Annotated in this window: 15 protein-coding genes; 4 read left to right on the forward strand and 11 right to left on the reverse strand. The window is 67.8% G+C overall.

Annotation, left to right across the window (positions count from 1 at the left end; translation table 11 throughout):
• Positions 1 to 9: 9 nt before the first annotated feature.
• Positions 10 to 1,665 (forward strand): thiamine pyrophosphate-dependent enzyme, encoded by a 1,656-nt coding sequence (locus tag E3227_RS00540; protein WP_144317233.1) that lies wholly within the window; start codon positions 10 to 12, stop codon positions 1,663 to 1,665.
• Here the strand turns inward: E3227_RS00540 and E3227_RS00545 are convergent.
• The 5 genes from E3227_RS00545 to E3227_RS00565 all read right to left on the reverse strand — a co-directional run bounded on the left by E3227_RS00545 (position 1,662) and on the right by E3227_RS00565 (position 6,224).
• A complete protein-coding gene (locus tag E3227_RS00545; RefSeq protein ID WP_136649944.1) occupies positions 1,662 to 2,207 on the reverse strand; it encodes a cation efflux transmembrane domain-containing protein in 546 nt (181 codons plus the stop codon). The two genes, E3227_RS00540 and E3227_RS00545, sit on opposite strands and share 4 nt — an antisense overlap.
• A complete protein-coding gene (gene sepX, locus E3227_RS00550) occupies positions 2,207 to 3,235 on the reverse strand; it encodes a divisome protein SepX/GlpR (protein ID WP_136649943.1) in 1,029 nt (342 codons plus the stop codon). The genes E3227_RS00545 and sepX overlap by 1 nt, the downstream gene beginning before the upstream one ends.
• An 82-nt stretch (positions 3,236 to 3,317) precedes the next feature.
• Entirely contained in the window at positions 3,318 to 3,983 is a 666-nt protein-coding gene (locus tag E3227_RS00555) for a GNAT family N-acetyltransferase (protein WP_144317234.1), read from the reverse strand.
• Positions 3,984 to 3,989: 6 nt separating this feature from the next.
• Entirely contained in the window at positions 3,990 to 5,261 is a 1,272-nt protein-coding gene (glp, locus tag E3227_RS00560; protein ID WP_136649995.1) for a molybdotransferase-like divisome protein Glp, read from the reverse strand.
• Positions 5,262 to 5,282: 21 nt separating this feature from the next.
• Positions 5,283 to 6,224 carry a UTP--glucose-1-phosphate uridylyltransferase gene (locus E3227_RS00565; RefSeq protein WP_136649941.1) on the reverse strand — a complete coding sequence of 314 codons (942 nt, stop codon included), beginning with the start codon at positions 6,222 to 6,224 and terminating at the stop codon, positions 5,283 to 5,285.
• A gap of 75 nt (positions 6,225 to 6,299) precedes the next feature.
• Here E3227_RS00565 and E3227_RS00570 point away from each other — a divergent pair, with 75 nt between their 5' ends.
• The 3 genes from E3227_RS00570 to mscL are packed head-to-tail and all read left to right on the forward strand — an operon-like array spanning position 6,300 to position 8,028.
• A complete protein-coding gene (locus tag E3227_RS00570; protein WP_246062708.1) occupies positions 6,300 to 6,860 on the forward strand; it encodes a 5-formyltetrahydrofolate cyclo-ligase in 561 nt (186 codons plus the stop codon).
• Positions 6,861 to 6,904: 44 nt separating this feature from the next.
• Positions 6,905 to 7,522 (forward strand): SAF domain-containing protein, encoded by a 618-nt coding sequence (locus tag E3227_RS00575; protein ID WP_136649940.1) that lies wholly within the window; start codon positions 6,905 to 6,907, stop codon positions 7,520 to 7,522.
• 56 nt (positions 7,523 to 7,578) lie between these two features.
• Positions 7,579 to 8,028, forward strand: a complete 450-nt coding sequence (mscL, locus tag E3227_RS00580) for a large-conductance mechanosensitive channel protein MscL (RefSeq protein WP_136649939.1) — start codon at positions 7,579 to 7,581, stop codon at positions 8,026 to 8,028.
• Here the strand turns inward: mscL and E3227_RS00585 are convergent.
• The 6 genes from E3227_RS00585 to E3227_RS00610 all read right to left on the reverse strand — a co-directional run bounded on the left by E3227_RS00585 (position 8,016) and on the right by E3227_RS00610 (position 11,952).
• Positions 8,016 to 8,204, reverse strand: a complete 189-nt coding sequence (locus E3227_RS00585) for a hypothetical protein (RefSeq protein ID WP_144317235.1) — start codon at positions 8,202 to 8,204, stop codon at positions 8,016 to 8,018. The genes mscL and E3227_RS00585 overlap by 13 nt on opposite strands.
• A 4-nt stretch (positions 8,205 to 8,208) precedes the next feature.
• Positions 8,209 to 8,769, reverse strand: coding sequence for a MogA/MoaB family molybdenum cofactor biosynthesis protein (locus E3227_RS00590; protein ID WP_144317236.1), 561 nt, complete (start codon positions 8,767 to 8,769; stop codon positions 8,209 to 8,211).
• 59 nt (positions 8,770 to 8,828) lie between these two features.
• Entirely contained in the window at positions 8,829 to 9,962 is a 1,134-nt protein-coding gene (locus tag E3227_RS00595) for a S1C family serine protease (protein ID WP_311196873.1), read from the reverse strand.
• Positions 9,963 to 10,100: 138 nt separating this feature from the next.
• The gene (rpmF, locus tag E3227_RS00600) at positions 10,101 to 10,274 is read right to left on the reverse strand and encodes a 50S ribosomal protein L32 (protein WP_006841066.1); all 174 of its coding nucleotides are present in this window, start codon (positions 10,272 to 10,274) and stop codon (positions 10,101 to 10,103) included.
• A gap of 32 nt (positions 10,275 to 10,306) precedes the next feature.
• Positions 10,307 to 10,579, reverse strand: a complete 273-nt coding sequence (locus E3227_RS00605) for a type B 50S ribosomal protein L31 (RefSeq protein WP_006841067.1) — start codon at positions 10,577 to 10,579, stop codon at positions 10,307 to 10,309.
• A gap of 146 nt (positions 10,580 to 10,725) precedes the next feature.
• The gene (locus E3227_RS00610) at positions 10,726 to 11,952 is read right to left on the reverse strand and encodes a DUF418 domain-containing protein (RefSeq protein WP_170228601.1); all 1,227 of its coding nucleotides are present in this window, start codon (positions 11,950 to 11,952) and stop codon (positions 10,726 to 10,728) included.
• Positions 11,953 to 12,004: the final 52 nt, after the last annotated feature.

Raw genomic sequence — 12,004 nt, forward strand, 5'->3', positions numbered from 1 at the left:
GTGGCAGCCATGCATGTCGGAGCGGCCATCGCACAGTCCCTTGAAGCACACCACGTCTCGCACGTGTTTATGGTCCCCGGGGAGAGTTTCCTCGCGGTGCTCGACGGGATGCACGACAGCTCCATCGCCTCCGTCGTGTGCCGCCACGAGGGCGGCGCCGCCTACGCCGCCGAGGCGCACGGCAAGGCCACCGGCCGCGCGGGCGTGGCCATGGTCACCCGCGGCCCCGGCGCGGCGAACGCTAAGATTGGCGTCTACACGGCGTGGCAGGACGAGGTCCCCCTCATTCTTTTCGTCGGCCTCGTGCCGGTGAAGGACCGCTACCGGGAGTCGTTCCAAGAGTTCGACATCAACGTGTGGTTCGGCGACATCACCAAGGGCGTGTTCGTCGTCGACGACGCGCAGCGCGCCAGCCGTGTCGTCGCCAACGCGTTCCACCTCGCCCAGTCGGGTCGGCGCGGCCCGGTCGTCGTCGGCCTGCCCGAGGACGTGCTGCTCGAGGAGTTCACCGGGGAGATCGCGGGGCCGATGGCTACCGCGCAGGGCGCGGTGGCGGACCACGACATCGCGATCATCACCGAAGCACTACGCGGCGCCCGCGCCCCGCTCATCTTCGAAGGCGGCCAGGGCTGGACCCAGCAGGCCTGCGACGCGGTGCAGAGCTTCGCCGAGCGCTACTCCATCCCCGTGGTCAACGACATGCGCTCGACCGACCGCATCAACTTCGACTCCCCCGCCAACGCGGGATGGCTGGGTACCGCCCGCAACGAGGAGACGGCGCGGTTGCTGGAGGAGGCCGACGTGCTGCTGTGCATCGGCGCGAAGCTGTGGGACAAGCCCACCGACAACTTCACGCTGCGCCAGTCCCTCGATGCGGTCAACATCGTGGTCAACTCCGACGCCGGACTTAAGGGCTCCTCCGGGGCGCTGACCCACCACGTCCTCGCCGACCCGCACGCTTTTGCCCAGGTGATCGACGAGATCGCGCTAGATTCCAAGCCGGACACCACTCAATGGTTCGCCAAAGCCCGCAATATTCACGCCGAGTTTTCCGCCATCCCCGCCCCGGGGGAGCGTTTCGCCAACCTGCCCGAGGGCGCGGTGGATTTCTACCACGTCCTCGAGCAGGTCACGGCCCGACTCGACGACACCGCGCTCACTGCGTTCGGCGCCGGTAACCACTGCTTCTGGCCGCAGCGCTTCTTCCCCACGCGGCGCTTCCCCTCTATGCTTGCCCCGCGCCTGGGCTCCATGGGCTACTCCGTCGCCGCTGGTTTGGCCGCGAAGCTCGCGCTGCCGGAGAGGACCGTGGTGGTCTTCGCGGGCGACGGGGAGCTGCTGATGAACGGCCAAGAGATCGTCACCGCGGTGCGCTACGAGGCTCCGATGCTGATTGTGGTGGTGGACAACCAGCAGTACGGCACGATCCGCGCTCATCAGGAGAAGCACTTCCCGGGCCGGGTGGAGGGCACACAGCTATCCAACCCGGACTTCGCCGCGTGGTCCCAGGCGATGGGTGCGTGGGCGGAGACGGTCAGCCGCGACGACGAAGTCGACGGTGCCGTGCAGCGCGCGTTCGCCGCGCTTGACGACGCCCACGTCGCCGTCCTGCACGTCATCGTCGACCAGGACCACGCCACCCCGGAAGGCAGCGCCCAGGCCTAGTCCGCTTCCTCCCAGACCTCCTTCGCGGCCGAGAGGTTGAGCACCGCGATGATCAAACCGACGGCGATGTCGAACCACGCCGTGGCGTAGACGAAGGTGAGCAGGCCCGCGATGATGATCAGGACGTTAGATAGGGCGTCGTTACGCGCGGCGAGCCAAGCCCCGGTGGCCAGAGCGACCCCGGTGCCGCGCACCTTGAGCAAAATCAGCGCGCAGATGACGTTGACTACCAGCGCGCCTGCCGCAACGAGGGTGAGGCCCTCCGGGGCCGGTGGCACGGGGTTGAGCACCTTGTACACCACCATCACTAGTGCTGCGATGGCGGGAAGGAGGATCAGGCCGGCGAGCACCTTCGCAGCAACCCGCCTGCGCGCCGCCGGCCACGCCACCGCGACGAAAACCAGCAGGTTGATCGCGGTGTCTTCCAGGAAATCGACGGAGTCGGCGAGCAACGCCGCGGAGCCGAGCGCCGCCGCGGCGACAATCTCGACGACGAAGTAGGCGAGGTTGAGCAGCGCGACGATAAGGACCGCGCGGCGCACTAGCTAGCGCGGTGGTAGTCGTCGTACTCGTAGCTCACGGCTGCCGGTGCTGCGTAGTGGTAGTCGAGGTTCGCGAAATCGGGGCTTTCGTCGTCAAGCTCGACGATAACGGCGCCGGGCACGCGGCGCTCACGCGGCAGCGCCGCGGAGTCGGCGGAGGTCACCACACCCATCCGAGCGCGGCGCAGCTGGCGCACGCGGCGCGCGTGCAGGGCGCGTTCCTGCTTCACCACGGAACGCAGCACCACCATGAACCAGACCGTCAGCGCAACCGTGATCGCCGGCACGACCCAGGCCCAGCCGCCGACCACGAACGCGAAAACCACGGCGATGACGTCGGCGACGATGAGACCGAGCAGCGTGCGCTGGCGGCGCTTGAACCTGTCCTCGCGAGCCGCGTGCTCGCGCTCTGGGTCCCAGCCGCCGCGGCCGCGGCGGTTCTGCGCGAACGCGATCTCCTCGGCGGTGAGCTCAGAGTGGTCCTCGATCTGCTCGGTGTCGTCCTCCGCTGCCGGAGCAGCCGTGACCTCGTCCTCGACAACGAGCTGCTCGTCGGCATAGCCGTAGTCGCCCGGGGAGGCGTAGGAGGCGTCGACCTCGTAGTGGTCCTGCTCGATGTCGCCCGCATCGTCCGCCTCAGCCTGAAGCACCGACCACGCGGTGGATCCCGAGGGGGCGGGCTGCTCCTCCTCGACGACAACCTCGCCGTCGATGTGTTCCTGCTCGGGCTCGTCGACACGCAGGCTAATCGCGGTGGAGCCACCGGTACTGGCCAGCGGCGCCGCTTCAGCCTCGACGACCTCGTAGTCGGCCACCGCGGAGTCGTCGTGGCGGTGCACGTCGGCGGCGGAGAGCTTGGGGCGGCGGCGCTGCGCCACCGGCTCGCTGCCGCCGGCGTGCAGCACCCGGGTGGCATCATAGCCGTCGCCGGAGTGGCGGATCGGCTTGTTGTTGCCCATGACGATCGGGGCCAGGACGATCACCCAGACGACGATGATCAGCACGATGATGAGGCTGAGGCTGCCCATGTGGGGAGGCCACCTTTCTTGCAGCGGGGATTAAACAATGGAGTCGGGTTGTAAGGTTATCGGCCCGAAACCTCTGTGCCTTTCAGCCACGCCGTACCCTGCCCTCGGCGATCAACCGGGCCAGGGCCGTGGAGTGGTAGTCGTCCGCGTTGAGCGCCACGAAGTGGTGGTCGCGCCACTGCCCGTCGATGTGCAGGTTGCGGCGCATGTAACCCTCTTGGCGGTAGCCGTTGGCCACAAGCACTTTGCCCGAGGCCGGGTTGTCGGGCAGGTAGGTCGCGGTGACCCGGTGCATGCCGACGCGCCCGAAGGCGTGGTCGGTGCCGAGCGCACAAGCGGCCGTCGCCAGGCCGCGGCCCATGAAGGCCGAGTGGACCCAGTAGCCGATCCAGCATTCGGAGACGGAGCCGTGCTGGATGTTGCCCAGCGTGACCTGGCCGGCAAAGCGGCCGTCTAGCTCGATGACCAGGGGCACGACCACCCCGTCGAGGGCGAGTCGGCGCAGGTTGGAGTAGGTGGAGCGCCAAGCACCGCGGGTGTGCGCGCCCGCCCATGAGGTGGGCACGGTCGGCTCGACGGGCTTGAGCCAGCGCTCGTCGGCCACGCGGTAGCGCGCCCAGTCGGTACCGTCGCCGGCGCGCAGCTCGCGCAGCCGCAGTCGGGCACCGTCGGGGAGGAACACCGCGGGCGTCGCTTCGGGCCACCCGGGGTGGAACCCGCCCGAGCTGAGGCCGAGAAATGCAAGCATGGCCCGCTACCGCTGCTGCAGGAACTCGACGTCGACGAGGTCGCCGGGGCGGACCTCGGTGACGTCGTCAGGGATGCGGATCAGCGCGTTGGCCTCCGCGAAGCCGGCGAGAAGGTGCGCGGGCGCGCCCTCGGCGCCGCTGAGCGGCTGGACCAGGTAGTCGCCTGTTTCCGCGTCACGCATGAGCCGCCCGCGCACGAGGCCGAGGCGTCCGGGGAGCGAGTTGATCGGCCCGAGCGAGCGCGCCTGGACGCTGCGCCGCGTCGGCGTCGCCTTGCCCAGAGACTGCCGGATCGCCGGGCGGATCAGCGTCTCGAAGATGACCAGCGAGCTGACCGCGTTCGTCGGCAGCAAAAACACGGGCACGCGCTCCTCGCCCACCAGCCCGTAGCCCTGCACCGATCCGGGGTGCATGGCCACGCGCGTGGTGTCGATCTCCCCGAGCTCGCGAAGCACCTCCTGCAGCGGCGCCGCGGAGCTGCCCCCGACAGCGCCCGTGATGATGAGCATTTCGCTTCTCGACGCCTGGTGGGCGACCGTTTCCTTCAACCTGCGCGGCTCGGCGTTGATAATTCCGGCGCGGGTCACGGTGGCCCCGGCCTCAATCGCTGCCGCCGCGACCGCGTAGGAGGCGACGTCGTAGACCTGGCCGAGGCCTGGGCTGCGCTCGATGTCGACGAGCTCGAGGCCGTAGGCCATGACGGTGACGCGGGGACGCGGGTACACCAGCACCTTGTTGCGGCCCGCGGCGGCGAGCAGGCCGATCTGCGCCGGGCCGATCACCGAGCCCTGGCGCACGGCGACGTCGCCGGGCTGGATGTCGTCGCCGACCCGGCGCACGAAGTCGCCGGTGCGCACGGGGCGCGTCGGCGTCATGCGCTTGCGGCCGCGGTCGCTCCACTGCAGCGGGAGCACGGCGTCGGCAAGCGTGGGCAAGGGAGCCCCGGTTGCGACGCGCACGGCCTGCTTGGGCTGCAGGCGCAGCGGCTTCTGCGAACCCGCGGCGACCTCGCCGACGACGGGAAGCGACCGCTCGGCCGCCTTGCCCTCCTCCTGGACCGCGGCGGGCCCGGATCCCAGCGCTACCCCGCCACCGACGTCCACGGCGCGCACCGCGTACCCGTCGACCGCGGCCTGGGCGAAGCCGGGAAGCGGCGCCGCGGCGGCGACTTCCTCCGCGCACATCAGGCCGAGGGCGTCCGAAATTGCGACGCGGATGGGCTCCGGGACAGGCGCGGCGTCGACCACCATCGCCAACTGCTCGTCCACGCTGCGCATCTTGGGCATCATGGTTGCAGACTACATTTCCGCTTCGTACTCACGCAGGATCGCCTTGATGGCGGTGTAGAGCGCCGGGCCGTACTTCTCGTCACGCAAACCGAAGTCGACGTTGGCGGGGATGTATCCCGCCGGGTTGCCCAGGTCGTGGCGCTTGCCCTCGTGCACCACGACGTGGACGGGGTGGCCCTCCTGGATCATCAGCTCGATCGCGTCGGTGAGCTGCAGCTCGCCTCCCTTGCCGGGGGTGATGCGGCGCAGCGCGTCGAAGATGGCGCGGTCCAGCAGGTAGCGCCCCGTTGCGACGAGCGTCGACGGCGCCTCCTCCTTGGCGGGCTTTTCCACCATGCCGCGGACCTTCTTCACCGCGAACCCGTCGAACGCGGCGTCGTGCTGGGCGTCGATGTCCTCGACGTCGAACACTCCGTAGTTGAAAACCTCGTCCGGGGTGACGTTGAACGCGCAGAGCACGGAACCGCCGAGCTCCGCGCGCACGCGCGCCATCTTGTCCATCACTCCGGTGGGCAGAACGAGGTCGTCGGGAAGCATGACCGCCACAACATCCTCGTCGTCGTCGAGCGCCGCCTCGGCGCAGCCGACCGCGTGGCCGAGGCCGAGCGGCTTCTCCTGGATCACCGACACGGCGTCGATCAGCTTCGACGCGCGCGCGACCTTTTCCACCTGGGCGGTCTTGCCGCGCTCGGTGAGCGTCTCGCACAGGGACTCAAACTCGCCGAAGTGGCGCATGATCTCCTGCTTCTCCGGGGCGGTGATGATCGCCAGGCGCCTCGCTCCCGCCTCGGCGGCCTCCTCGGCGATGAGCTCGATGCCGGGCGTGTCCACCACAGGCAACAGCTCCTTCGGCACCGTCTTCGTCGCTGGCAGGAACCTCGTTCCCATGCCGGCCGCCGGCACAACGACGGTTCTGATTCCGGGCGAGGGGTTCTCACTGGTAGTCCGCATAAGGTTGGAGCTTACCCCCGGCCCCCGCCGATTCCGGGAGCGACCCTTGGGTGGCCGGTGTGCGAGAATGCCCCCATGTCACCGAAGTCGGCGATGCGAGAGCGGCACCTCGCTTATCGACGCCACCTCCGCGCCCGCCCCGGCCTCAAGCGCGAGCTCGACCAGGCGATTACCGCGCACGCGGTGGACTACCTGTCGTCGTTCGGCGGGGAAAACGCCGCGGCGTACGTCCCGCTCGCCTCCGAGCCGGGGGGCGACGGCTTCGTCGCCTCCCTCGCCGCCGCGTGCCGGCGCCTCTTTCTCCCCGTCTCGTTGTCTGGCGGAGTGTTGCAGTTCTCGCCGCACGATCACGCGTTGGCCCCCGGCGCCCTGGGCATCGCGGAACCGGTCGGGGCGCGGTTCAACTCGAACGTGCTGCGCTCCTGCCGCGTCGTCATCGTGCCTGCCCTGGGCGTCGGCCGGGACGGCATGCGGCTGGGCAAGGGCGCGGGCTACTACGACCGCGCCCTGGCAGGGTTGGACGTGCCCACCGTGGCGGTGGTCTACGAGCGCGAGTTCGTCGCGGCGGTTCCGCACGACCCGCACGACGTCCCCGTCAACGCCGTGATTACCGAGCGCGGAGTGAGGCTGCTCTAAGCCGTGAGGGAACCTGTGGGGCCCGCGCGCAGTCCAATAGGGGTATGAACGTTCTGGATGCGCTGCGCGAACCCGGCTACCGCCGCAGCGTCCTGCTCCGCCGGGCCGCGGCCGCGGCGCTTCTCGCTGCGGCCGCGCTCAACGCGGCGGCAAACCGGGCCGCGGACCCGCTCGTTGTCACGTTTGCGCAGCCCGCCGACGCGGGCCAGGTCCTCCAGGACGCCGACGTTGAGCTGCGCCGGCTGCCTCAGGAGGCGATCCCGGACAACGCGCTGCGGGAGGTGGACGCGGCCGCGGGCCACATCGTCGCGGCCGCCGCTTCGCGCGGAGAAGTCGTGACCACGACCCGCTTGGTCGGGCCCGACCTCGCCCGCGAGCTCGTCCCAGCGGGCGCGGCCGAGACGTATTCAATGGTGCCCGTCGCCCTCGCGGAGCCGGACATCATCCCGATGCTGCACCACGGCGCCACCGTGGACGTAGTGACTGTGTCTGCGGACGGCACCCACCCCGAGACCATCGCCGCAGGCGGGCGCGTCGCGCTCGCCGGCGCGGACGGCAGCGAGGGCACCGTCATGCTGCTGCTCAAAGACTCCCAGGCCGCCGCGGTGGCCGCCGCCTCCCTGTCGACCCCCCTGACGGTCTTGCTGGGCGGAGAACCGTAAAGCTATGGTATAAAGTTTCTGGGCCATTTCGGGCCCCCGACAGAAAAGGAACGGACATGCTCAAGGGTTTCAAAGACTTCATCATGCGCGGGAACGTCATCGACCTCGCGGTCGGTGTTGTGATCGGCGCTGCGTTCACCGCCATCGTCACCGCGTTCTCCGACAACATCATCAACCCGCTCATCGCGGGCCTCGGCGGATCCGAGTTCGGTTTCGGCTTCAACGCCATCCCGGGCAACGACGCGACCTTCCTCAACTTCGGCGCGCTGCTGACGGCGATCATCAACTTCCTGCTCATCGCGGCCGTCGTCTACTTCTTCATCGTCGCCCCGATGAACAAGCTCGACGAGATGCAGAAGCGCAAGCGCGGCATCAGCGAGGACGAGCCCGCCCCGACCGACACCGAGCTGCTCACCGAGATCCGCGACCTGCTCGCGGGCCAGAGCAAGCCGGGCAGCGCCGGCACCACCGGCACCGGCAGCACGATCGACCCTCAGCTGCCGTAGTGCGGCGGACGCTCGTCCTCGTAGTACTCCAGATCGCTTAGCGGGGGCGGGACATCGTCGTCTAAGACGACAAACTCATCGTCCGCGGCGCGGGGCTCGACCGAGTCCGCCGCGCGGTCATACTCCACATCGGCGGTGCGCTTCGCGCGTCGCCTTTTTCGTTGCGGGTTAGGCACGGGGCTAGACGCTGTACTTGTTCAGGTCCGCGATGAGGTGCGCGACGAGCGGCTGGAGGGTGGACACTCCGTCCCGGATCGCCTGGCGGCTCGCCGCCAAGTTGACCACCACCGTCGAGCCGGAGACCCCGCAGATGCCGCGGGAGGTGGCGGCGTCGATGGCGCCGCAGGTCTGGCCGGAGGAGCGGATCGCCTGGCCGACGCCCGGAACCATCTTGTCGATCACGGCGCGTGTCGCCTCCGGGGTCTTATCGCGCGGGCCGACCCCGGTGCCGCCGATGGTCAGGACCAAGTCGACACCGCCGACCACACCGGTCTCGATCGCCTTGCGAATGTCCGACTTCTTCGATTTGACGCGCACAACGGCGTCGACGAGGAAACCCGCCTCCGCGAGCAGCTCGCCGACGAGCTTGTGCGTGTCGTCCGCCGGGTCGTCGTAGCGGTGGTCGGAGACTAGCACGACGAGCGCGCACGGCGGGACTGGGGCGTTGTCCTCTAGTTCTGTCGCCATGAGGAAAGCATCGTCTGGTTCGCGCAGCTCCAGTGCGTCCATTGCGTTGGGCATGGGCTTTCCCCTTCTGTTGATCCTTTTAAGGCCCCGACGGGCGGTGTGCAGATATGAACTTACTCCGAACTGAGCGTCACATCTACTGTTCTCGGATCTGGGTCCCCCTCGGAGCTAACTTCCAAGGTCACGGTCTCGCCGAAGTCCTGCGATCGGGTGGCCGCGATCAACGCGTCAGCCGAATCGATGGGGCGATCATTCAACCGGGTGATCACGTCGCCCGTCTTGATCCCGGCCGCGTCAGCGGGGCTACCTGGCTCCACCCCGGCCACCGTCGCCCCGTTCGCCTGGTCGACGATGCTGACCTGGACGCCGAGCATCGGCTGGCGCGCCTCGCCCGTATCAATCAACTGCTTGGCCACGCGCTGCGCGAAGTTCGCCGGGATGGCGAAACCAAGGCCGATGGAGCCGGCGCCGCCTTGCGGCCCGGAGGCCATGGACGCGATGACTGAGTTCATGCCCACGAGGTTGCCGTTCATATCCACAAGCGGGCCGCCGGAGTTACCGGGGTTGATCGCCGCGTCGGTTTGGATGCCGTCCATCAGCGAGCTCTCGCCGCCACCCTGTGACGCGCGCACGGGGCGGTTGAGGGCGGAGACGATGCCGCTGGTCACGGTCGCGGAGAAGCCGAGCGGGGAGCCCACGGCGACGACTTCCTGACCCACGCGCAGATCGTCCGAGTTGCCGAAGCGGATCACGGGAAGGTTGTCGACGCCCTCGATCTTGAGCACGCCGACGTCGGTGTTGACGTCGGAGGCGACGTAGGTGGCCGGGTGCGTGGTGCCGTCGTTAAGCGTGACGGCGATCCTGGCGCCATCGGCGCCCTCCGCAATGACGTGGTGGTTGGTCAGAACGTACCCGTCCGCGGAGATGATGGAGCCGGATCCCTCGGCGCTGCCGCGCGGGGAGTCAACCGTGATCGAGACAACGGCGGGCAGGACCGTGGCCGCTACCTCCTCGACCGAGCCTTCGGGCGCGGGCGCGTTGTCGGTGGCGGGCTCGGCGTCGAGCGCGTCGCTGACGTAGGCCTGGTTGTTCTTGCCGGAGATGGTGCCGGCGGCGAAGCCCGCGCCGGCACCGGCGAGGAGGGACGTGATGAGCGCGATCGCGACAACGGGGCGGCGGCGCGGCTCGGGGCGCGGCTGAGCGGTGCTGACCTGATAGACGCCTTGGGGCGGTATGGGATTTGTCATGTGCGACATTGTTCACGCGTCACCTGTGGCGCTTCTGCGCTGGGCAAAGCGTGTAGCATAACACTTCCTGAACGTTTCCTGAATAACAAAACCGGGCCCCGCAAGCGGGGACCCGGTTAAGTAAGGATGAGCGTTTTCTTAGAACTGCTCGACGTCGATCAGGCCAGCCTGAGCGGCCTTGACCAGGCGGCGCGGGATGCGCACCTCCTGGCCGTCAATCTTGACGGTCTGCAGGTCGGGGTTGTCGGCCTTCCACTGGGAGCGGCGCGAGTGCGTGTTAGCGCGGGACTTACGGAATTTCTGTACAGCCATGGTGAGTTTTTATTCCTTCGACCTTCTAGTTCTTAGTTCGCGGACTTCTTCTTGCGGCGGGCCATGCCACCGAAGCGCTGGTTGAACTTCTCAACGCGGCCAGCAGTGTCCATGAGACGCTGCGCGCCGGTCCAGAACGGGTGGGACTCGGAGGTCACGTCAACGACGATGAGCGGGTACTCGTTGCCGTCTTCCCACTGCTCGGTGCGATCGGAGGTCATCGTGGAGCGGGTCAGGAACTTGTTTCCCGTGTTACCGTCCTGGATGATCACCGGATGGTAATCCGGGTGAATATCATTCTTCATTGCTTGATTCGTCTCCCTCAGGATTGAACTACAGGTCGGTTCCGCGCGGCTATTCGTTAGGCGGATCGTGCCTGAGTTGGGTGCGAAAATGGTCGTGGTCCAACAAAGGTCCAACAGGCGCTGGACAACTCGAAATATCCTACATGTCACGAGCGAGCTGGCCTAATTGCTTGAAGCTTGTCGACGAGCCGGTGCATCACAATCTCCACCGGGCCTCGCGAGAAGCGGCGCAGCCACAGACTGCTCGCCGCCATTAACCCGAGGCAGATCAGCGCGTAAATGCCGAGCACGGGCAGCGTCTGACCTTCACCGGAGGTGACGCGCGCAAGCCCCAGGCCGAAGTCGTAGAACACGATAGACGCGATGATGTTTTGGAGGATGTAGCAGCTCAACGCGGTGCGTCCGACGTTGGCGAAGGCCTTCCCCACAGCGCCGAGGCGGTTGCCGCGGCGGACGTAGAATGCCGCGATCAGTGCCAGGACACCAAAGGCGACGATGGCGGAGGTAACGTAGCGGGTAGTCATCGCCGCGGCGGACGTCGCAAACAGGCGCAGGCCCCAGTCCAGCGGGAGGCCGAAGCCCAGGCCCACGATGAGCACCTTGCGGCGCAGATCCGCGCGGGCGGGATCAAACAGCCCGGCGCGGTAGAGGCGCGCGCCGATGATGAAAATGCCCAGCCCCATCATGAACATGATCGGGATCTCGAGGCGGCCTTCCACGAAGTGGCTCACGCGGTGCTGCACCATTGCCCAGTAGTTGTCGGTGGGCACACCCAGCTGCATCATGTCCTCGGGCGCGTCCTGCCCGCCGTCTGACATGGCGGAGCTAAAGAAAGTGAGGAGGGCGTCGAGGACGACGATCGCGCCGACGTGCACGGTCAAAGCCACCCACATGAAGATCTTCTGCACCCGCTCGCTGCGCGCCAGGATGGGTGCGACGGCGAGGGCCGTGAGCCCGTAGCCCATGAGCACGTCGAATTCGAAGACGAAAATGTAGTTGATCAGACCCTCGACGGCGAGCAGCCCGGCGCGCCAGTAGTAACCGCCGGGCCAGCGTTGGCCGCGGCGTTCGGCCGACTGACGCTGAATTTCGAGCCCGATGCCGAACATGATGGTGAGCAGGCCGAGGAACTTGCCGTCCGTGATCAGGTGCAGCACGGCGTTGATCACGGCGTCCACGCTGGGGTTGGAACCAACCTCGCGCGCCAACGTGAAGTTGACGTTGCCGAACAGCGCCTCCATGGTCAGGGACTTCTCACCTGCGGCGGACGCGGAAAAGATCCAGATGTTGGTGGCGAGGGTGCCGAGAATTGCGATGCCGCGGGCGACATCAAGTCCGACATGGCGCGCGCCAGAAAGGGCGGTTGTACTCATGTGTGTGACGCTACGGCGCATAACGGGAGCCCCGAAAGTGCCCACGGTCATG

It is taken from the genome of Corynebacterium sanguinis, from assembly GCF_007641235.1.
Taxonomy (GTDB): Bacteria; Actinomycetota; Actinomycetes; order Mycobacteriales; family Mycobacteriaceae; genus Corynebacterium; species Corynebacterium sanguinis.

What these genes read in the sequence shown, in the direction of transcription:
- E3227_RS00540 (WP_144317233.1), top strand. Translation starts at nt 10, where the DNA reads ATGCATGTCGGAGCGGCCATCGCACAGTCCCTTGAAGCACACCACGTC.
- sepX (WP_136649943.1), bottom strand. Translation starts at nt 3,235, where the DNA reads ATGGGCAGCCTCAGCCTCATCATCGTGCTGATCATCGTCGTCTGGGTG.
- E3227_RS00555 (WP_144317234.1), bottom strand. Translation starts at nt 3,983, where the DNA reads ATGCTTGCATTTCTCGGCCTCAGCTCGGGCGGGTTCCACCCCGGGTGG.
- glp (WP_136649995.1), bottom strand. Translation starts at nt 5,261, where the DNA reads ATGCGCAGCGTGGACGAGCAGTTGGCGATGGTGGTCGACGCCGCGCCT.
- E3227_RS00565 (WP_136649941.1), bottom strand. Translation starts at nt 6,224, where the DNA reads ATGCGGACTACCAGTGAGAACCCCTCGCCCGGAATCAGAACCGTCGTT.
- E3227_RS00570 (WP_246062708.1), top strand. Translation starts at nt 6,300, where the DNA reads ATGTCACCGAAGTCGGCGATGCGAGAGCGGCACCTCGCTTATCGACGC.
- E3227_RS00575 (WP_136649940.1), top strand. Translation starts at nt 6,905, where the DNA reads ATGAACGTTCTGGATGCGCTGCGCGAACCCGGCTACCGCCGCAGCGTC.
- mscL (WP_136649939.1), top strand. Translation starts at nt 7,579, where the DNA reads ATGCTCAAGGGTTTCAAAGACTTCATCATGCGCGGGAACGTCATCGAC.
- E3227_RS00590 (WP_144317236.1), bottom strand. Translation starts at nt 8,769, where the DNA reads ATGCCCAACGCAATGGACGCACTGGAGCTGCGCGAACCAGACGATGCT.
- E3227_RS00595 (WP_311196873.1), bottom strand. Translation starts at nt 9,962, where the DNA reads ATGACAAATCCCATACCGCCCCAAGGCGTCTATCAGGTCAGCACCGCT.
- rpmF (WP_006841066.1), bottom strand. Translation starts at nt 10,274, where the DNA reads ATGGCTGTACAGAAATTCCGTAAGTCCCGCGCTAACACGCACTCGCGC.
- E3227_RS00605 (WP_006841067.1), bottom strand. Translation starts at nt 10,579, where the DNA reads ATGAAGAATGATATTCACCCGGATTACCATCCGGTGATCATCCAGGAC.
- E3227_RS00610 (WP_170228601.1), bottom strand. Translation starts at nt 11,952, where the DNA reads ATGAGTACAACCGCCCTTTCTGGCGCGCGCCATGTCGGACTTGATGTC.